This is a genomic window from Chitinophagales bacterium (assembly GCA_016787225.1).
In the GTDB taxonomy this organism is placed as follows: domain Bacteria; phylum Bacteroidota; class Bacteroidia; order Chitinophagales; family JADJOU01; genus CHPMRC01.
The window spans coordinates 20,754-42,272 of the sequence record JAEUUY010000020.1 but is presented as its reverse complement, the minus strand read 5'-3'; the positions used below and the strand labels follow the sequence as shown (position 1 = coordinate 42,272).

At 35.2% G+C, this 21,519-nt stretch carries 14 protein-coding genes; 7 read left to right on the top strand and 7 right to left on the bottom strand.

From position 1 onward, the window contains the following. Positions 1-894 precede the first annotated feature (894 nt). Genes JNL75_06915 through nth form a run of 3 tightly spaced genes read left to right on the top strand, consistent with a single transcriptional unit; the run spans position 895 to position 3,083 of the window. Positions 895-1,731, top strand: a complete 837-nt coding sequence (locus tag JNL75_06915; protein ID MBL7789549.1) for an alpha/beta hydrolase — start codon at positions 895-897, stop codon at positions 1,729-1,731. A gap of 15 nt (positions 1,732-1,746) precedes the next feature. Continuing rightward, complete coding sequence (locus JNL75_06910; GenBank protein ID MBL7789548.1) at positions 1,747-2,433, top strand: two pore domain potassium channel family protein; 687 nt, start codon at positions 1,747-1,749, stop codon at positions 2,431-2,433. Positions 2,434-2,456: 23 nt separating this feature from the next. Next, positions 2,457-3,083 carry an endonuclease III gene (nth, locus tag JNL75_06905; GenBank protein MBL7789547.1) on the top strand — a complete coding sequence of 209 codons (627 nt, stop codon included), beginning with the start codon at positions 2,457-2,459 and terminating at the stop codon, positions 3,081-3,083. Between the two features lie 18 nt (positions 3,084-3,101). On the opposite strand, the gene mltG is transcribed toward nth, so the two are convergent. From mltG to JNL75_06870, 7 genes are all read right to left on the bottom strand, one after another. Continuing rightward, positions 3,102-4,097: an endolytic transglycosylase MltG gene (mltG, locus tag JNL75_06900; protein ID MBL7789546.1), complete on the bottom strand. Its 996-nt coding sequence runs from the start codon at positions 4,095-4,097 to the stop codon at positions 3,102-3,104. After that, positions 4,094-6,325, bottom strand: coding sequence for a T9SS type A sorting domain-containing protein (locus JNL75_06895; protein MBL7789545.1), 2,232 nt, complete (start codon positions 6,323-6,325; stop codon positions 4,094-4,096). Before JNL75_06895 ends, mltG begins: the two co-directional genes overlap by 4 nt. A gap of 28 nt (positions 6,326-6,353) precedes the next feature. Continuing rightward, entirely contained in the window at positions 6,354-7,019 is a 666-nt protein-coding gene (locus JNL75_06890) for a PASTA domain-containing protein (GenBank protein MBL7789544.1), read from the bottom strand. A 159-nt stretch (positions 7,020-7,178) separates the two neighbouring features. Beyond that, complete coding sequence (locus JNL75_06885; protein ID MBL7789543.1) at positions 7,179-8,474, bottom strand: ABC transporter permease; 1,296 nt, start codon at positions 8,472-8,474, stop codon at positions 7,179-7,181. 11 nt (positions 8,475-8,485) lie between these two features. Then, the gene (locus tag JNL75_06880) at positions 8,486-9,961 is read right to left on the bottom strand and encodes an ABC transporter permease subunit (GenBank protein MBL7789542.1); all 1,476 of its coding nucleotides are present in this window, start codon (positions 9,959-9,961) and stop codon (positions 8,486-8,488) included. Positions 9,962-9,968: 7 nt separating this feature from the next. Further along, on the bottom strand, positions 9,969-11,726 hold the full coding sequence (locus JNL75_06875) for a hypothetical protein (GenBank protein ID MBL7789541.1): 1,758 nt from the start codon (positions 11,724-11,726) through the stop codon (positions 9,969-9,971). 148 nt (positions 11,727-11,874) lie between these two features. Continuing rightward, positions 11,875-13,626 carry a hypothetical protein gene (locus JNL75_06870; protein ID MBL7789540.1) on the bottom strand — a complete coding sequence of 584 codons (1,752 nt, stop codon included), beginning with the start codon at positions 13,624-13,626 and terminating at the stop codon, positions 11,875-11,877. 190 nt (positions 13,627-13,816) lie between these two features. On the opposite strand from JNL75_06870, the gene JNL75_06865 reads away from it, so the two are divergent. From JNL75_06865 to fabD, 4 genes are all read left to right on the top strand, one after another. Further along, the gene (locus tag JNL75_06865) at positions 13,817-16,876 is read left to right on the top strand and encodes a tetratricopeptide repeat protein (GenBank protein ID MBL7789539.1); all 3,060 of its coding nucleotides are present in this window, start codon (positions 13,817-13,819) and stop codon (positions 16,874-16,876) included. A gap of 67 nt (positions 16,877-16,943) precedes the next feature. Then, positions 16,944-18,587: a TonB-dependent receptor gene (locus tag JNL75_06860; GenBank protein MBL7789538.1), complete on the top strand. Its 1,644-nt coding sequence runs from the start codon at positions 16,944-16,946 to the stop codon at positions 18,585-18,587. An 18-nt stretch (positions 18,588-18,605) separates the two neighbouring features. Continuing rightward, positions 18,606-20,492: a hypothetical protein gene (locus JNL75_06855; GenBank protein ID MBL7789537.1), complete on the top strand. Its 1,887-nt coding sequence runs from the start codon at positions 18,606-18,608 to the stop codon at positions 20,490-20,492. Positions 20,493-20,640: 148 nt separating this feature from the next. Continuing rightward, entirely contained in the window at positions 20,641-21,519 is an 879-nt protein-coding gene (gene fabD, locus JNL75_06850; GenBank protein MBL7789536.1) for an ACP S-malonyltransferase, read from the top strand.

Genomic DNA, 21,519 nt, shown 5'->3' with positions numbered 1-21,519 from the left:
AAAACTTAAATTTCTATTTTTTTGTTAGCCTACAAATATAGTCAATTTCAGGCGATTTTATGAAGGTTTTATCCATAAGTTATGCACAATCCATCGTTAAAATTTGGTAATATAATAGGCGGATAAATAGACTTGATTTTCAGAGTTTGTAGTGAGAGAAAACGGTGTCTATTTAAGAGTTTTTAAAATGACACAAATCTTAGTCAATCATACATCGATTTGCTTTAGCTAAATTACTTTATTGATCGCTTCACTATTTTTTCTTTTGCTTTGTTTTGAGTCGGGTGGCAACACCTGACGGGGCGAGCGCCCACGCCACACTACGCCGAGCTAGGAATTCACTCAACAGGGGCATTTATTTTTGTAAATTACAAATTTACTAAAGCACTGACGAAGTTAAAAACTTCGCCAAACATTGCACGACTTCGACTTTAGACTACAGCGAACAGTGTTATAAGATTCAGTTACGTGAATCTGCTATTATCGAGGTTGAGCAAGCCTTGCAGTATTATTTAGAGATTAGTCCTCAAACTGCTTTTAATTTTAATGAAGATTTAGAAGTTGGATTTTCTACACTCATAAATAATCCATTTTTTGAAACTAAAATCAAAGATTTTAGAGTTTTTCCACTGAGCAAGTTCCCCAGTTCGGCGTAGTCTCTGACTACGTCGCGGTGTATCGAAATCTCTCATTTCACTTTCCACTTTCATTTGAATACAAATATAGCTTTTATATTGTAGAATACAAATTTACTATCGCGCTGACAGCCTATTCCGTCCTAGTAAAGGGAAAGTTGAAAACACAACACCAGCGAACTAAAGCGAACTAAGTTTTTTCCTTCCATTTAGTAGGCAATAGGTTTATTTGTAAGGTAGTTTTTAGTTGAGTATAAATATGTCTTTCAAAAAAATAGCGCTTCGTACCACTGGATTAGGATTGAATATTCTGACAAGAATCAATGCTCAAAAAGCGGGTAAATGGGGCCTGGACCTCTTTTGCCTGCCTATGGCGAAAAAATTGAAAGCACATCAGAAATCCTATCTTCTCAATGCATGTCATAAAACACTCGATGTGCATGGTCAAAAGGTTCAGACCTATCGCTGGGGTAATGGCGCAAAAAAAATATTGTTTGTACATGGATGGGCGAGTCATAGCTATCGTTGGAAACTTTTCGTAGAACTGCTCAAGGAAGGTGATTACAGTATATATGCTCTGGATGCACCTGGTCATGGGCTGAGTGGAGGTCGCATGCTCACCTTGCCACTTTACAGTGAAATCATAGAGACTTTTACGAGGGAAATAGGGCCATGGGATGCCATAGTCGGACACTCATTTGGTGGCTATGCAATTATCAATTGGCTGCATCAGCATCCACAGTCTCCATATCTCAAAGCCGCTATCCTAGCAGCACCCGGAGAGGTAGAGGACTTCATGCAGTATCACTATCAGCTTATGAAATTGTCGAAAGCCAGTATTCGGAGTTTGGAAAATGAATTTCAACGCAGAGTGCATAAAAAACCTAGTGACTTTTCTGCTGCTTTATTGGCGAAAGATTTCACCTATCCCTGCCTTATAGTTCATGATGAAGAGGATAAAGATGCAAGCGCAGCCTATTCAAAAAGATTGCATAAGGTATGGTCAAATAGCCAATTGATACTCACCAAAGGATTGGGGCATAGCCTGAAGTCCATAGAACTTACAAAAACAATTCTTCAGTTTTTGAGGAGCTAAGTCTATATTTACACTATGAATCATTTCATAAGAAATATTAACCGTTACTTCCATTTCTATAAATATGAAATTCTTGCTATAGCCCTGCTTCAGCACTTGTTTATAGGCATTTTTATCAAAGATCTAGATTTCTACATCAATTATGTATGGCCGCTCAATATGGTCATATTAGGAATAGCGAGTTCAGGTGTTTTTATAGAAAAACAAGAATGGAAGAAAAATTTAAAGAACATACTACTCATATTGGTAATTGGATTCCCTGTGAATCTCTGGTTTCACATTGGTACTGCTGCTTTATTTATGTCTTGGCTCAATATTGTATATTTCTTATTTTTCCTATTTATTCTTATAGAAATACTTAAATTTTTATTACAGCCAAGTTATATCAACCTAGACCTTATCATAGCAGCTATATGTGGATATTTACTTCTTATTGAGTTGGCCACTTTTGCATTTCAATTCTACTTCTATCTATACCCCGATAGTTTTTCTGGAGTCCATAATGTCAATCCTGTGGACACATACGCCAGTTTTGTCTATTTCGCCAGCGTTACGATTACGAGTATAGGATTTGGCGACATTAGACCTACAATACATTTTACAAAATTGCTAACTTCCTTATTCGGAATAATAGGTCAACTATATTCTATCTTATTGATTGGTGTTTTAATTGGGAAATTTACATCGAGAAAACATGGATAAATTCTTTACTGTTAATCAACCTAATGAAAAAAGCTGAAAAAGTTTTTTATATACAAAACAAACTCGAGGAACTCTATCCTGAAACTCCCATACCTCTCAACCATACTAGCGATTATACCCTGCTCATAGCCGTACTACTATCAGCACAATGTACTGATGAACGTGTCAATAAGACGACCCCTGCCCTCTTTGAGCGCGCTAAAACACCGCAAGCCATGGTCAAACTAACCATAGAGGAAATAGAAGAAATAGTTCGCCCTTGCGGCTTATCCAAATCAAAATCGAGTGCTATCTGGAATTTATCTCAAATATTGCTGGATCAGCACAAAGGTAAGGTACCGCAGAGTTTTGAAGAATTGGAGGCCTTGCCAGGTGTAGGACATAAAACGGCTAGCGTGGTGATGAGTCAAGCCTTTGGTGTACCTGCATTTCCTGTGGATACGCATATTCATAGACTAGCCACACGCTGGAAACTGACGAATGGAAAGAATGTAGAACAAACAGAAAAAGATCTCAAACGGTTATTTCCAGAGCATCTATGGAACAAGCTCCATCTTCAAATCATTTTCTATGGCAGAGAATATTGTCCTGCGAGAGGGCATAAGATAGAGCATTGTGAAATTTGTAGGTCGATTGGAGTGAAAAATTAACTACCGTTATTTTTTTCTTTACCTTATCTTCAACTCATTCATCTTCTTATGATATGAAGTTGCTACAGATTCATGTTCTGCTAAGGTTTTTGAAAAAATATGGTATCCATTCAGACTAGGATCTGCACAATAATATATATAATCTGTATTTTCTGGGTTTAATACCGCATCGATTGTACTCAACTCTGGCATGCAGATAGGACCAGGAGGAAGTCCTATGTTTTTATAGGTATTGTATGGCGATTCATACTGTGTATGGTAGGTCAAGACACGCTTTGCAGTGAAGTCTCGTGTAGCATATTTGCAAGTGGCATCTACTTGTAGGGGCATAGAAATGTTTAATCTATTCAAAAGGACACTGGCTATTTTTGAACGCTCGTCTTTGCGAGTATATTCTTTCTGAACCATACTGGCTAGTATATAAACTTGACTTGGATTAAGTTTTATGGCGGCTGCTTTAGCTTTTCGCTCTTCATTCCAGAATTTTTCATGTTCATTGATCATTATGTCTATGACATGCTTAGGACTCGTATTCCAGTAAAATTCATAAGTGTTAGGCAAAAATATAGTCAGCGCAGTCTCCTTCGCATATCCTTGCGATTTCATGAAAGAACTATCAAAAAGTGAGGTAAGAAAGCTTAATGAATCAAAAGCGAATTTTTGACTAGCCTTGCCCGCCAATTCTTCTACAAAAGTAGCCGTAGATATAGTCCAACGAATAGGATCTTGTTGACCGTTTTTCAATTTGCGCAGTATATCAAGCGACGACATCGACTTTTTAATTTTGTAATGTCCTGCGGATACTTTATTCACATTATAAATCATACTCACGATATCGAATATATAGGTATTCGCTATTACCCCATTGGCATGGAGTTTCTCTTTGACCTCTTGCACAGAGGTATCACATTCTAGCTTTAGACTGTATTCCTCAGCCACATTAGATTTTACAAAAAAAAGCAGGTAAAATAGTCCTAATAGTATAAGAACTATAAGGCTAAGCTTTTTTATCATCTTTGAATTTGAAGTTTATCGGTCTGCAACCATTGTCCTTCAGAAGAAAATTGAATAAAATACAGACCCGTATTAAGATTTGAAATGTCAGCTTGACCTTCTTTTAAGGATTGGTGCAGAACCAATTTACCAAGCATATCAAAAACGCTTATGTCTATATTTTTATGTTCACCCACTTGGAAATTGATTACTTCATTTGCTGGATTAGGATAAAAAACTATTCGCGACTTATCCATTATATTATTCGCTCGGACAATTTCGCTTGTTGTATACTTCCTCACCCCATCCAATATAAGACGAATCATAGGAGAACCTTCTCTAGATTTAGCAATATTGGATTTGGACCACACATTATTCGTCATGATAAATACGTTATCAAAACCTTTGGCGCTATTGACATCATAGCCAATCTGCAGATTTCGTTCATCTGACTGAATCCAACCTACGTAAATTGTATCTTGAACCTCAAGTGGTTCATCTAATCCAAAAGTTACAAAACTATTAAGTGAATCTAAATACTTAGGCTTAAGATTGGAGATAGATTTAATTATTTCTTCTTGCTGCCCATTCATCCCTATTTTTTTCCATAAAGTCAGATTAAAAAGCAGATTGCTCACGGGTACGTCAATATTTGAAAATAAAACTTTAATGGCTGCTAAGGTATCTTTATTAGGGATAAAAAAACGATAAGCCACTTTCTTAGTACCCAATCCTTGCAATCCATAAGCCCATTCTGCACTACCATCATCATAAGCCATTTCGTTAAAGAAAAACTGACGAGTAGTAGCAGTGTCATTTTCTTTGAAATCATCAGAATTATCAAAATATATTTTTGTGGTAACATAGGTACTATCTTCGACCAAATTGGGATAATTTAAATCGGTATTAGTCAGCAAATAATGATAAACCAATGGATTTGCAGCAAATGGTATACCTGTAACATTACTACCATATACTAACCCACTATTTTCATTAAAGCATTTAAATTTATAAGAACTAAAAATTGGTGCCGGATAAATATTTCGATTAATAGCTCTCAAAGTATCATGTAAATCTATTTGTCCACGGTACTGCTGAGCAGGAAGTAGGGTGTGATGCTTTAAAACTGAAGGTAATTCATAAATGAAATTAGCATCTCTCAAAGTAGTATCCTGATAGTTTCTGTTTTTGTCTAAGCGAACAAAATCTATATGCCAATGGTCATTGTTTCCTGAAATGGTGGCATAATTTTTAAAGCGAAACTGAAATTTATCATGAAAATAAAAAGGATCTGAAGGTACGACGGGATCTGGAATATGAATAGCTGCGAACGAAAATGACATAGAATCCTTTGCCAATTCCTGTTTCGTTCCTTTCTTTGTCCATACAGGAAACCAGCGCCCTCGATCGTCAAGAAACTCCACTTGAATGGAATCTTGAACATCGGGGTAATCCCCCAATCCCTGCGGTTGAATCAAAAAGCTTAGATAGACAGAATCGTTTCCCGTAAGATTTAATAAATCTATAGGAGCAGAAGTGAGATAGTCTGCCAAACCATAGGCATTCGTTATTTCCTTATTGTAAGGTGTACCGTACTCATTTAATCCATCTAGCGTGGCTACACCCTTACTTGGAGGCATATAAGGCAAATGAGAATTGATATAGGCATGTCTATCCGTCCATTGATAGCCTTTTAAAAAATAGTTTTTAATGTGAGCTGCATAGATAAAAGTATCACAAATCAAGCTATCCCAGATAAGCTGACCCGTGGCAGAAAATCTTCTTTTTATCGAACAAGGATAAATTAACTGCATAGACAGCGTATTGCAGTTTGGAGTATCATTTAATGAAAATAGTATAGGGGTCTGATTATTCGTTTGTATATAATCTGGTGGAAAAGCAGGATTATAAGTATCTTCTGTAGAAACTTGTTTTGAAAAACGATAGGTTCCCATTTTATAGTTTAACTGCTTTACACAGCTACCTACAACATAGTACTCAGACGTTGGGGTAGGTAATTCTTTATAGGGTGGTCGTTGCTTGTTTGTTGAAAATTCATCGACAAATGGAAGTAATAAAACATCATAATCGATCAAGTAATTAGCAGTGTCATTAGAGCCCCTCGCTGTTAACGTTTTTGACCAAATCGACTTGTGTAATAAATGATTAGACGATAAAGGTGACAGAACTTCTTGAGAACTTAGTAAAAAGGTATTTATAACAAAGAATAAAACAAGAGTTCTTTTCAAAATAATATTATGTTCTATTTTCAAGACTTTACTGAGATAGATTTAACCTAGCTCTTAACGCAGAATCTTTTAGAATATTTTGTGGGATTTTAGTTCCCAAAAATATATCCATAGTCTCTCCTACATTGATTTTTTCATCATTTAATGCAGAAGGATATTGCCTATAAACAACAGCATCTGCTGTATCTTCTACATCCTTATCGAAATAAAAGTTAGCAGATATGCCAGACATATCTAGCATATCTTTTACCTCTGCATATTTTTTACCAATAACAAAAGGCGGACTGACTACAATTCCAGTTAAACCGTCGCCTAAAGTGAGGTGAATAGCCGTTCCTTTAGGGATCATGACACCTCCTTTGATTTCTGTATTGCCAATTTTTTGAGCTAAAACAGCATCTTTTTCCGCAGAGGGAATATATGACAAGTTCCCAAGCACGAGTCCACGTGATTCTAATTCTATCTTTGCAAATCTGAGAGAACTTCTTCCTACCAAATTAGGCATTTCTACCATAGGTGGACGTTTAGAAGAAATTATGAGAAAAATAGTTCTACCAGCCTTGATTTCCAATCCCGGAGCAGGAAGCACTTCTAAAATGGTCCCTTCTTTCAAATCTTGACGATAAACGGTATCTTTTACTTCATAGTCTAGATTAGCATCCTCGATTTTTTGTTCAGCTTCAGTTATGGACATATTAACAACATTGGGTATTGTCGAACTTTCACCCCACTTGGTTATCTTCTTCAGACTAAACAGAACCAGTAGAGAAAATAAAAGAAAGAGTCCTATAAATACTAAGACGTTTAACCAAAAATATCGGTGAAATAAAAAAGCGAAAAACTTCATTAAAAGTTATTGTTTTAAGCGCGGATCCATGGCATCAGTCAGACCTTCACCCAATAAATTAAACACTGTCACGGTAATAAATATCGCAAAACCGGGAATTATAGCCAACCACCAAGCTTTAAAATAGCCTCTAGCAGATGATAACATACTACCCCAGGTCACATCTTCAGGTCGCATGCCTATACCCAGAAATGAGAGACTTGATTCTAATAATATAGCACCAGCCACCCCAAAGGCAATGGCGACCAATACACTTGAGAGGGAATTGGGCAATGCGTGCTTAAAAATAGTTCTCAATTCGCTATAGCCGAGTGACTGAGCTGCTTGTATAAATTCTAAACTACGTACCTTCAATAACTCTGCTCTTGTATATTTAGCAATTCCAGTCCAGCTTGTAAATCCAATAATCACCATGACCATTAGAATATTTGGACGACTCATTACCGCCACGATAGATAAAATTAATAACAAGGTTGGAATTGAAACTTTTACCTCTATCAATCGAGATACCAAGATATCTACCGGCACATTCACTTTTTTTCCAAAGAATGGAATGCGCTTAATCAAAATAGCTATCCCATTAAAAATGGCGAAAATACCTATGAGTATTACCAGACTATAAATAAGTTGTATTAAAAATCCACCCATGCCTTCGGATAGAGCTTTTGATAGAAAATATCCACGCACCCCGAAAGCATAATATCCACCTAGTAGAAACCCAATAATACTCAACCAAAATCTACCACGACTCATCTGCATACCTTTATCGCCAAAATAGCCCGCTAATGCCCCGAAAAAAATACCAATAATAATAGAAATAGACATCGAAATAATACCTACAAGCATGGCGGTGCGCGTACCATGCACCATACCTGCGAGTACATCCCTTCCTAGGTTATCAGTACCTAAATGATGACGCCATCTAGAACTCTCTACATCCTGATCATCTAATGGACTTTTATAGTCTTTATTTTTTAAATCTAGATTCTGTGGTGAATAAGGAATTGGTGTTCTAATGACAAAGTCGTATTTGACTTCACTCCAGTTCACATTTGATAATTCAGGCGGATATTTAGCTATGCCTAATGCCACTCCGTAGCTTTTCAATATTGGGAAATAGCTATTGCCATTGATACGACAAAAAAATGGCTTATCATTGGCTATAAAATCTGCCATAATACCTATAAACATGATAACATAAACCATTCTTAGTGACCATACGGCCATTCTATTTTTCTTGAATTGTCTTTTGACAATTCCCCAATAACTCTGATCTATTTTTTCAGTCTGCTTCTTATTCATTGTTCTACAAATTATTTATCAAATGAAATTCTTGGATCCACAACACTATACATAATATCTGCCACTAAATTTCCTACTAAGGTCAATATAGCACCTAGCATCATAACGGTGAATATCATAGGAAAATCTCTGGCAGTAAGAGCCTCTAAAGCCAGCTTACCCATACCTGGAATACTGAATATATATTCTATGACAAAACTACCACCTATCAAAGCAGGAAATATACCTGCAAAAATAGTAATAATAGGAATGAGAGAATTTCTAAAGGCATGCTTCCATACTACGGTCTTTTCATCATTACCTTTCGCTCTCGCCGTGCGTATATAATCCTGACCCAATGTATTGAGCATACCCGTTCGCATTTGCCGCGATACATAAGCTATGCCTCCATAAACCAAGCAAAATACTGGCAATACTAGGTGGTAGGCTCTCGTGCCTGCAACTTCTAGAAATGACATGTCATCATCTACTTCTCCCAAACCATAAGTTGGAAATAGATTCAAACCATACTCATCGGTAGTGATAAAAGTAACTAACAAGGTTGCAATCCAGAAATTCGGTAATGAATACATCAAAAATAAAACAAAAGTTGAAATTCGATCAGCTTTACTACCTTTATTCGTAGCACTAAATACCCCAACTGGTATTGAGATAGAATAGAAAATAACTAAACTCAGTATATTCATAAGCAGCGTCCAAGGAATAGCATCAGCTAGTTTACTGGCTATAGGTCGACTATCTAAATAGGACTGTCCGAAATCACCTCTTAAAAACCCTTTGGATTGCCCAGGCTGTGCCTCACCGAAAAACCATGGAGCATTACCAAACAACCATCTGTGATACTGATTTTCTGTTCCATACCATTTTAATGAAGGGATATAATTTTGAAGTGGTGTTTTTTTCTCCTTCATTTCATTATAGGCTGCCTGTAATTTCTGAGTTTTTAAATAAACACTATTCAATCTTGGTTGACCTTCCGTATTTTTTATCAACGATTGTATATGATTATTGATGTCCATATCATCACTTGTCATGTAAAGTAGTTGAACTTTTTGTTTTACTTCTTTCATATTCTCAAATATCGTATTATCGACCACTACATCAAAAAGACTATATTCTAAATCTTTAATTTGCTTATGATAAGCTGCTATTTCCTTCCAATTGCCATATTGAGAAATTAATGAGGATAGTGTTTCCTTATCAACTTTTTTAACGAACTTGTGCATTGTATCTGGCTCTGCAGCTGAAGTCAATGCTAAATAAAACGTGGGTAAATTTAATCCTAAATTTTCTGCTTTTTCATAATAAGCCTTTTCGGAAGCCATTTTCTCTAATGCCTGACCAGCATCACCACCACTATCTCGATTTCCTAAAGCAAGTTTCACTGGGTCTCCTGGGGTTATCTTACTGAGACCAAATGTAATCAACGAAATAATCAATAAGGTAGGAATAAAGTAGGCAATACGCTTGGCTATATACTTAAACATATAAAATCTATTGAGCTAATTTAAATTCATTTAAAAGAAATCCCGGACTAACAAGGTTGAATTCTACATCGTATCTTCTGCTGAGTGCTAATCTATTCTTAGGAGCAAAGAGGAAAACCACGGGCAAATCTTCATGAATCATCTTTTGAAGACTCATATACATTTGTCTGCGCAAATCCGGATCTAATTCTTTTCCTATATCCTCAATTAATTTATCGGATTCTGGACCTCCCCAACCAGAGTTATTATCTCCACCGGGCACAGCATTTTCCGTATGCCATGTCTGACGAGGATCTCCGATTCTAGGAGGTACTGCAAAACCAGCATAGGTCATTTCAAATTGATGCTTACCTAGTTCTTGAATGAAAACAGACCATTCTTTTGCTTCTATCTGCATGCTGATACCTATTTTGACAAAATCCTCTTGAATAATCAAGGCAGTATTCTTTCGTTGCTCATTACCTGCATTATATTTAAAATTAACAGTAAGAGGTATTCGTTGTCCATCAATTTCCTTATCTCGAATACCATCTCCATCGGTATCTATCCACCCTGCTTGATCCAATAATTGGTTGGCTAGCTTCAAATCAAATTCATAAGGTTTTAAAGTCTTATCATAAGTTTTTTGACTAGGGTGAATAAAACTCTCTGTTAGAATATTTTCTCCATTATTGATCGCATCGTTTATTTTCTTGCGATTAATAGCATGAGCAATAGCTTTTCGCACATTAAAATCTTGAAACTTTTTATTTCTTAAATTAAAGTAAAGGAACGTGTAGGCTAAAATATCCTTTTTGTCTGTTCTAAACTTATTTTTAAATTCTCTATTCTGATCTAAGTCCATAAATTCTTTGGCAGGCATACCATAGAATATATCTAATCCATCGTCCTTTAACGTAGTTAAAGCTGTATTTTGATCGTTAATTATCTTGAACTTAATTTTTTTAGGATAAGCCCAAAAATGTCGTTCGTCTCTAAATTGATCACCCCACCAGTTTTCTTTGCGGGTCAATACTATTTCTTGTCCTGTCGTCCATGACTCCAATTTATATGGACCTAATCCAGTTATAAATTTAGGATCGCGCTGAAATTTTTCCGAATTAAACTCCGTGGCAAAGGCGTTGATATCAGCATCCAGCTTTAGAGCTTCCCTTTTTTCAGGATCGTACAACTCTCTTAAAGAAAACTTCCGCATCAGTTTCTTAGGGTCATAATTATATTCAGGTATAATTACATAGCCTGCGAATTCTTCTATCTTGAAATACTTCTTCCTAGAGTAAACGGTATATTTCCTAGGATTACTAGGATCTATTACTACATCTCCTACCCAGTCAAACATAGATTTTAGATGGAGACAATTGGTTTGAGGGTTTAAAATTGCTTTCAGGGTGAATACATAGTCATTCGCTGTTACAGGATCTCCATTATCCCACTTAGCCTCTTCTCTTATTTCATATTCTATCTTCATTCCACCTTTGAAGTCACCTTCGGTAATTTCAGAAACAATCCCCAACTGCTTTGTTAAGAAAGGTACTAAATCGTACTCGCACTTCATTTCCATCGAATTAATGGAAGCGAATATAAGTCCATTGATTTCATTGGCATTCGCACTTTTAGAATTGAGTGGATTGAGCATGTCTGGATCAGCCATGTGCCGAACGACTAAGGCTCTATCCAAGCTTTTTTTGCCTTTGCATCCACTATGAAAGACGCCCAATAAAAATAAACATGAGATGAGAAAATAATAACAACTTCGTGTGTTCATCAATTTATTAATTGTTTAAGTATGGCAAATTTATCATTTTATTTTAAAACTAGGGGTATTTTGTCGTAAGATATAATATAAGTTATTGTGATAACAAAAATGCCACTGAAATTCAGTGGCATTTTTGTTGTGATAATTTTGATATCAACTATTTGATGCTTTTGAACTCGTTATATAAAACACCTAGGGAGATCATTATATTTTCTATTTCAAATTTCTTACTGCTTGCTATACGATTTACTCCATTAAACATGAAAATTACAGGTACTTCATCATGAACTCTTTGTTGAAGTTGTTTATTTAATTCTTGACGCTTTTCAAGATTCAATTCTGCCCCAATTTCTTCTATAAGCTTATCAGATGCTGCATCACCCCAGCCAACATTATTGCTTCCTCCTGGCACAGCGCTAGAAGTATGCCATTGTTGCTTAGGATCTGACATTTTAGGAGAGATTGTAAAGCCCATAGCATACATTTCAAATTGATGTTTATCTAATTCGCCAACTAGAACTGTCCACTCTTTTTCTACTATTTTAAAGTCGATTCCAACTTTCTTGAGACCTTCTTGGATAATTAATCCTTGATTTTTAGCTACTTCATCTTTTGGTATTTTGTATTCAATACTTAATTGAGTCTTTCTACCATTGAGTACTTTATCTCTTATACCATCACCATCGCTATCTTTCCAACCTGCTTCATCTAGCAGCTTAGAAGCTTTTTCTATACTAAATTCATATTCCTTTAGATTTTTATTATAGTGAGGCTGGGTAGAGTGTGCAAAACTTTCAGTTTTAGTACTTTCTCCAAATGAAATAATTTCATTTATTTTATCTCTATTAACGGAATGAGCCAAGGCTTTTCTTACTCGCACATCTTGAAATTTTTCATTTCTAAGATTAATTCCAATAAAAGAATAACTTAATCGACCTATTTTTGATAAATTAAACTTTTCTTTAAATTTATCATTTGCATTCAACTCTTTGAAATCTTTTGCTTTAATTGCTACGTAATTATCAATTTGTCCATCTTTTAGAGCTGTCATTGCAGTGTTGTCATCATTGATGATTTTTATTTTTATCCTCTTTGGATAAGCCCAGAAAGTCCTATCCGCAGAGTGTGCATTACCCCACCAGCTATCTTTTTTAACTAGTATAACTTCCTGACCAGTAGTCCATGATTCTAATTTATAAGGTCCTGCACCCGTAATGAACTGCGGATCACGCTGATACTTTTCGCTATTAAAAGACTCCGCAAATTTTATAATATCGACATTTTCGCGCAGTGCTGAACGCTTAACATCAGTGTTCATATCCTTAATAGAGAATTTTCTCATGACTTGCTCAGGGTCATAATTGTATTCAGGTATCACATAACCTCCTGCAAACTCTTCTATCATATAGTACTTTTTATTGGCAATAACACTAAATTTTTTAGGATTATCATTGTCCACTATAATATCGGCAAGCCAACTATAATAACCTCGCAATGGTTCACAATTGACCTTAGGATTTAATAAAGCCTTTATGGTAAAAGCATAATCATGACCTGTAACTGGAGTACCATTGTCCCATTTAGCATCTTCTCTTATTTCATAGTCCAAGCGAATACCACCTTTGAACTCACCATCTGTAATTTCTGTGATTTTGGCATTCTCTTTTACTAAGTAAGGTGTTAAATTGTAATCTGGCACAGGGTTAGTGCCATTAAGAGAAGCAAACATTAAATCAGCAGCTTTTCTCGCGTCGTTCGTAGTTAAAGTGATAGGATTTAGCTTATCTAAATCCGCAGAAATTCTAATATTGAGTGTCCCTCCTCCTTTGGCTTTTCCTTTGCATGAAAACAAGGCTACCGACAGAACTGTGGCAACTAACAACAAGCTAAAAATTGTTTTTTTGTTCATTACTATAAGTTAAATTTTTATTAAAAGGCAAATTTATATTAAACTCCTCATGTCTTTAAGTTTTTTTACTAGCTAAGGGCAATATTCTATAATTTGCTACATAGCATGTTAATTGTGAATAAACTAGCTGCATATCCACATTAAAATAGCTTTATTTTGCGTTTGATATATATTTAGTAAGATTATCATTATGCGCATTCTTAAACTATGTTTGGCTAGTTTGCTGATATTCCTCAGTGTCCATAGCCTTAAAAGCCAATCCAATACGATTCATATCGATGTATTGAGAAATTATGAACAAGCTCTCATTTTCCTTCAAAATCAAGATTATAGGCAAGCTTACCAATTCTTTGAATTAGTGTCTAATACGACTATACATGAAGAACAACTCAGCAATATAAACTACTATAAACAAGAAGCCACTTATTACAAAGCATATTTGGCAGGTAAACTGAAACTACCTGAGGCAGAGCAAAGTCTTTTAAAACTCTATGACAAAACTCATGATTCTAGAAAAAATCAATTGGCTTATCATTTGGGGGAGTATTATTTTAGTAAATCAAATTATGAATTAGCAGAAAAATGGTTTGCTTCCACCTCTGAGCAATCTCTCAATGAAGATTGGAAGGACGATTTCTACTTTCACTATGCCTATGCTTTACTTGAAAATAACAAACCTACTAAAGCAGCTAATTATTTTGAAAAAAGCCTCACAATTAAGAAGTCAAAATATAAATCTGAAACTGCCTATTACTTAGGAGTAATCTACTTCAATAGAAAAGATTTTGCCCAGGCAGAAAAATTTCTACAGTCTATCAAAAGTCAAGACCAAACCAAGGGTGCAAATTATATTTTAGCACAAATACAATTTCTCAATAAGAATTATACAGAGGTCATCAGACTATTGGAAAATGATAATACTGCAGGCGAATCTAAAAACCAACTCTTAGGAAAGAGTCATTTTGAGTTGCTTAACTATAAATCGGCTGAAGAGTTTCTACTAAAGCACTTGTTAGCCTCGGAAAAGGTAAGTCCGGAGGATATGTATCAACTGGCATTTTCAGAATACAAGAATGGGAATTATACCTTTGCTATTGAACATTTTAAAGAATTACAGTTAAGTAACAATTTTGGTCAATACGCCATGTATGCCCTTGCAGACTGCTATCTCAGAGCAAATGATAAACAAAATGCCATGTTTGCCTTTCAACAGGCTAGTCAGCTAAATCAAGACTCCATAATAAAAGAAGAAAGTAGATTTAATGTAGGAAAACTCAATTTTGATTTAAAGAATTATAACCAAGCAACAGATAATTTTTTCGATTTTATAACAAGTTATCCAAACTCGAAATATCAGAAGGAAGCCTGGGATTTATTGACTCTATCCCTTTTGAATTCAAATAATTATCCACAAGTAATAGGCATTATAGAAAAAAATCCAGCTATACAAGAGGGTAATGAAATTCTGTATCAAGAAGTTTGTTATACCCATGCTGTTAATCTAAATAACAATGGTGATACCGCCAATGCACTTAAATACCTACGAAAATCGATCCTAAATAATTTTGACAAGGCATTAGAGGCAGAGGCTCGCTATTTAAGAGCTGAGATTCTTTACAAAGGTGGCCAAATAGAGGAAGCTTCGAAAGAGTATTATCAGGTTTATACGTTATTGATTAATAATAAGATATTGTTTGCTCAAAATGCTACACTTTTCAATGTCTATTATGGTCTGGGATATTGTCAATACACCAAGCGTGACTTCGATGCCGCGCTAATGCAATTCTTAAACAGTGCGAAAAATTATATTTACTCTCAAAACCAACCTGTCTCCAATACCATGCAAGATGTTGACTTGAGAATCGCAGATATTTATTTTATGAATAAAAAATATGATGAAGCTTATAAACAGTATTCCAAAATTTCTCTTAGACGAGGTCAGGGATATGATTATGCAACCTTACAAAAAGCAAATATCGATGGCATAAAAAAGAATTTTAAAGACAAAATCTCAACCTTGAGTAAGTTGATGAGAGAGGTGCCAAATTCCATTTATTATAATGATGCGAATTACCAACTGGGACTGGCCTATGAAGACGACAAAAATTATGAAATGGCTATTCAGACCTATAATGATATAATCTCCAAATCAAAATCGCAGGAATATATTCCAAAATCACTCATGAGGCTGGCGACCATTTACTACAATAACCAAAATTTAACTGAAGCTTTGAATAAATATATAGCTGTTGTTAAAAATTATACCAATTCTACAGAATCGGATCAGGCCTTAAAAGCGATTAGAGAAATATATATTAGTCAGGGAAAACCAGAGGAATATATTAATTTCACAGCTACCTTGCCTGATTCAAAACAATTAGGTCTCACAGAACAGGATAGTTTGTTATTTGAATCAGGAGAAGAATTATATGCTAATCAGCATTACGATAATGCCATTATTATCTTCAATAAATATCTAGAAAAGTTTCCAAAGGGTATATTTAGTCTCAAGGCTCATTATCTCAAAGCAGAGTGCTACTCAGCCAAAAAAATGTACGCAGAAGCTATTGATGAATATGATTATCTTACAAAGGATAATACCAACCCCTATTATGAAAGAGCGGTGGTCAAGACTGCCTACTTCAACTATAACAACAGTAAAGATTATTCTAAGGCTAAAACACTCTATCAAAAGCTTCAAGCTGTGGCCTCTACCATTCAGAATAAACAGCTTGCAAAAATTGGTTTGTTAAAATCCAATTATAGACTGAAGAACTATCATGAGGTCATAGAAATAGCTAAGCTGATAGAAAATGATGAGGGAATTAGTCAAGAAATCAAAACAGAAGCTTTTTATTTTAAAGCCATTTCACTGTATCATACTCAAAATTATAAGACTGCCATTCCTTTATTAGAAGCTTTGGCTAAAGACAAAAGCAGTATTAAAGGGGCTGAATGCACCTATTATCTGGCCTCCTCTCACCACATGTTGAAGGAATTCAAAAAATCAAATGAGATTCTCCTCAAGTCAAAGGATGAATATGGTTCTTATGAATCATGGGTAGTACGCTATTTTATTCTTATCGGGTATAACTACCATAAAATGAAAGATGATTTTCAAGCCAAAGCAACCTTGGAAAGTATTATCAATAATTATCAAGGAGAAGAAGAAATTCTTAAAGAAGCACGAGAACGATTAGCAGAGGTTAATACCAGTATAAAATCGCAGTCAAAAGTTAAGTACAAGTAATTGTTAGATGTTAGATGTTAGATATTAGAAGTTAGATTTTAGAAATTAGAAATTAGACAAAATAAATATGAATAAAAGAATTGTTTTGGGAATATTGACTGTTTTGAACATTACAGTCTTTGCTCAGCAGGAGAATAATATAGATCCAGTGGAGATAAAGGTCGTAAAGGATTATAATGTATTTATAGAAGAGGCTTCTAAAATACATGAACCTATCAATTATTATCCTAAATTTAAGGAAAAAACAACCCAGAAAAAACTGGTATATAAATTACCTGATAGAATAGAGCAGTTTAAATTTGAACCATCAACTATAGAGCCTATTGCTTTTAAGCAGCGTAATATCTTCTTTCAAAACACAAATTTTGTTAGAATGGGATTTGGCAGTTCTTTTAATCCAATTTTCGAATGGTCACATCATAATGAAAAGTCTAAAACACCTAGTAGAGTTCATGTTTTTCATCATTCCGCTTGGCGTTCACCAGATTCTTTTCAAAAATATAGTGAATCAAAGGCTGAAGCTGAAATTACCAAGTCTTTTAAAAATTGGATATTTAAACCGAGGCTGAATTTACAGCATAAATATTACAATTTTTATGGAAACCTAGCAGAGTCAGGATTTAAGGACGAAGCTACTCGCAACTATTTCAATGGTGGTATTTCTGCTGTCTTGCAAAGAGAAAGTAGTGAACAAAAGTCAATCTCTATAATAAATACTATGGATCTAAACTTTGGCTTAGATAAATTAGGTCTGGTAAATCTAACGAGAGATAACCACGAATTCTATGCGAATCTTAAGTCAGAGCTCAGCTATAAACTAAAGGATGATATATTATTAAAATTGCAAGGAGGCGGTCAATATTATAATTTTTCTGCAGATACTTTTACGGACAAGTGGATTGCTCATCTCATGCCTCAAGTAGAGTATAGATCGAAAGCTTTAAAAATAGTAGGTGGTCTAAATTTATCCATGGCTATAAACAATTCAAAACAAACATATTATGGCTTACCATATCTGAATGCTGAGGTAGAAGTTGTCCCAAATTTTTTGAACGTATATGCTATATGGAAGAGAAATTTAGAACTCAATAGAATGCAAAATCATTTTGCTGCCAACCCATTTATTGTTTTTACTAATCAATTATTACCAAATACCATAGTGGAAAGTAGAGGTGCCGGTCTTAAAGGTGTATATCGTGGCATCAGTTACCAAGCCAATTTCATACAAAAAGTTATGAAAGATGCTTTATTGTTTAGAAATGATGCCGTCAATCCTCGATTTTTAAATAGTCAGATTGAAAATCAGATGACTATAAATAATATTTCTTTGGAGCTCACCTATATGCAAGAAGAACGCTGGTCTACCTTTATAAAAGGGGATATTTTTTTGTATGATATATCCAGAAATCCTGCAATAGCTTATAATTTACCGGGGCAACGCCTAACGTTAGGTGCTAATTTAAAGGCGAGTAAGAAGTTAAATTTCTTCTTTAATGGATTTGCTGTCGGTGGTGTGAAAACAGAAATATTGGGCAACGAGATTACAAATCCTATTTTATTTGACTTAAATCTGGGGCTGGAATACCATATTTCTAAAAACTTTTATATATTTGCGAATGGGAATAATTTACTAGACTCCAAAATTGCCAATCAAATTGGATTTCCAACTATTGGTATAAATGGACAAGGTGGTGTTCGCATTACATATTAGTAAGTAAATAAAATTATAATGGTTTTTGGTCAGATTTTAAAAAATGTAATAGATAAAAATCAATCTGTATGGATTCCTACCGTTGGTCTTTTGGGTTATGACAAAGTAACTTCAAAGCTCGGACTCGACGTATATGGTGCTGGTTCAGATAGTGATTTAATTCATTTGATTTCTGAGATTAAACAAGTAAGTGCAAATGAAGCCAGAGGCATATTAATTCAGGAAATAGAGTCTCTGAAAGCTACCATATCTAAGCAAGGAAAATTTAGCATAGAAGGGCTTGGTGATTTATCCTTCAGTAACGGTAGTTATCAATTTGAAAGTAAAAAGACGCTCTTTCCTACAGATTTTTTTGGTGGCGGGAATTTCAATCCTGCAGCTTTTAAAGATAACGCTCCAAAGGAAGAACCAAAAGTATTTGAGAATACCTATATCAAGGTAGAAACTCCTAAAAATCCGGAGCCTCTTCAGGAAATTCAATTAGAAAATACCATAGAGAAGCCGACAGTTCATGAGCCAGTAGAACAACCAAAAGATTTATTTGAAGCAGCGAATCTGGAGAAAAATAAAAATGAGTCTTCTAAGTCTTTCTTAGATTCTGTGAAAGATTTCTTTAATACCACTACTGAGAAAGCTGAAGAAAAACTAGATCATGCTGTCGAAGAAATTAAAGAAACTTCTGAGGAAATTATAGAGGCGGTAGATGAAAAACTAGGCAATATGGTAGAAGGGGTCACACCAGACCTTGCAATAATGGAAGAAAAAGAAATTTCCGAAGAAGATTTTACCTCAAAAATTCTTAATGAAATTAGTGAAGAAGAACAAGATGAAGAATTAGAAGAATTGGAGGAGATAGAAGCTAACGAAGAAACAGAAGAGGAAGAGGAAGAGGAAGAGGAAGAGGAAGAAACAGAACATTTTATTGAATCTAGCACAATTAATGAGGAGTTTGCAAAATCTAAAATGATTGAAATCGATGAACCTAGAAGAAATATAGGTAATGCGAGATACGACGACGGTTACTATCAATATGATCTGAGCTTAGATGAGCAAAAACCAAATAGATGGCCACTTGTAGCTGGATTATCCCTAGCTTTTTTAGCTGTTGGATTTCTATTGGCGTGGATTATAGCTTCATTTCAAGGTAAGCAACTTATGGGCCTGAATCCATTATGGGATTCTAAAAAACCTACAGTGAAAAAATCAGAACCAGCACTAGTAGCAAAAGCAGATACTGCCAAAATTGATACAGCTAAAGCCATAGCCAGTGCTGCTGTAGATACTGTAATCAATGAGGTAATAACAAAAGTACAGACCTCAACTCCCGATAAAACTACAGCTAAAAATAACACAACACCAGCTCAACCTATAACAAAGGCTGCTTCCCCAGCGCCAGCTGCTACTTCCAAACCAACGAGCACTCAAACTGCTCAAACAACAACAAAAAATACACCAACACCCAAAACACCTAATTCTTCTGACCTAGTCAGCAAGAAGTCAGTCGCTGTTGCTACTGATAAATCTAAAAAAACGGAAGATAAAGCGAGTGCCAAGGACGCAGCCTCTATTTCAACAACAAAAGACGATAAAACTGCTGCCAACAAAGAATCTAAGGCAAAAGATACTGCTTCTAAAAAAACTCTAGCTAAGGTTGAAAAGGTCAATATTATTGGTAAGCCTTATGCTACTGCAAACTATACCAAAGGAAATCACTATTTATCTTTCGGTAAGTTTAAAATAGCCTCCGCTGCTGTCAAATTAAAGACTGACATGAAGAAAAAGGCAGGAATAGAGACCGATATAATCTTATTAGATGGTACATATAGAGTGGTGGTACCCTATTTATCTAAAGAAAAAGCAGAAGCAGCTTCTAAGGATTATGTGAGTACGACTTTGTTTGAATGATGGTTATTTTAGAAGTTAGATTTAAAATTTAAGAAGATTGAATCTTAATAATAATTACTAGCTATCAACATTAATACAACCCAGTTTACTTTTAACTTTCTACTTTTCACTTTCACTTAATCTTTTAACTTAAAACTAAAAACTAGTTATGACAGCATACGTATTTCCAGGACAAGGAGCTCAGTTTGTAGGCATGGGAAATGAAATCTCAGAAAAATTTCCCCAGGCTAATGAGTATTTTCAAAAAGCAAACAACATTTTGGGCTTCGATATCGAAACAATTATGAAGACTGGAACTATGGAAGAATTAACCCGAACAGAGGTAACTCAGCCGGCTATTTTTATTCATAGTGTATTAATGGCTAAATCTCTTCCTGAATTTAAACCAAATATGGTAGCAGGACATAGCTTAGGAGAATTCTCTGCCTTAGTGGCTGCTGGAGGCCTATCCTTTGAGGATGGTTTAAAGCTCGTTTCTATTCGAGCAAATGCCATGCAAAAAGCATGTGATGCCAATCCATCGACTATGGCAGCAGTACTGGGATTAGATGATGATAAGGTAGATGAAATTTGCAAGTCTATAACCGATGAAATCGTGGTAGCTGCTAATTATAATTGTCCAGGTCAGCTAGTTATTTCTGGTTCACATAAAGGTATTGAACTCGCTGGAGAGAAATTAAAAGAAGCTGGGGCGAAGCGTGTTTTGCCACTTAAAGTAGGAGGAGCTTTCCATTCACCTTTTATGGCACCAGCCAAAGATGAATTAGCAAAAGCTATTATGGAGACTATTTTTTCCAATCCAGTCTGCCCTATATACCAAAACTATACTAGTCATGCCTCTACAGATGGCGAAACGATTAAGCAAAATTTAATAGATCAATTGACAGGATCAGTTCAATGGACAAAAAGCGTGCAGAATATGATAAAAGATGGCGCCAACACTTTTTATGAAGTAGGCCCTGGTGCAGCGCTGACGGGCATGATTAAAAAAATTAATGCAGAGGTAACAGCAGAGAAACTAGCCTAA